The organism is Pseudomonas oplopanacis (assembly GCF_057128725.1).
Map to the genome: position 1 here is coordinate 1 of NZ_JBSKHV010000054.1, position 530 is coordinate 530.

Genomic DNA, 530 nt, shown 5'->3' on the forward strand with positions numbered 1-530 from the left:
GCTTCAGCGGGGCTTGGATCGGCAACCTGACCGTGCTGGAGCCGTATCGCCCGATTTTCATCGGCGCAGCGCTGGTGGCGTTGTTCTTCGCCTGGCGGCGCATCTACCGCCCTGCGCAAGCCTGTAGGCCGGGTGAGGTCTGCGCGATTCCCCAAGTGCGAGCGACCTACAAGCTCATTTTCTGGGTCGTGGCCGTACTGGTTCTGGTCGCGCTCGGATTTCCCTATGTCATGCCATTTTTCTACTGATCGGAGTTCACCATGAAGAAACTGTTTGCCTCCCTCGCCCTCGCCGCCGTTGTTGCCCCCGTGTGGGCCGCTACCCAGCCCGTCACGCTGTCCGTACCGGGCATGACGTGCTCGGCCTGTCCGATCACCGTCAAGAAGGCGATTTCCAAGGTCGATGGCGTCAGTAAAGTTGCCGTGACCTTCGAGACCCGCGAAGCGGTGGTCACCTTCGATGATGCCAAGACCAGTGTGCAGAAGCTGACCAAGGCAACCGGGGACGCGGGCTATCCCTCCAGCGTCAAG

2 protein-coding genes are annotated in these 530 nt (G+C 61.5%); both read left to right on the forward strand.

The genetic code is table 11. The features are described 5' to 3' along the window. Positions 1-248, forward strand: a 248-nt coding sequence (gene merT / locus ACWKV5_RS29675) for a mercuric ion transporter MerT (protein WP_483844156.1), incomplete at its 5' end; no start/stop codon positions are given. Between the two features lie 12 nt (positions 249-260). After that, positions 261-530, forward strand: a 270-nt coding sequence (gene merP, locus ACWKV5_RS29680; RefSeq protein WP_483844157.1) for a mercury resistance system periplasmic binding protein MerP, incomplete at its 3' end; no start/stop codon positions are given.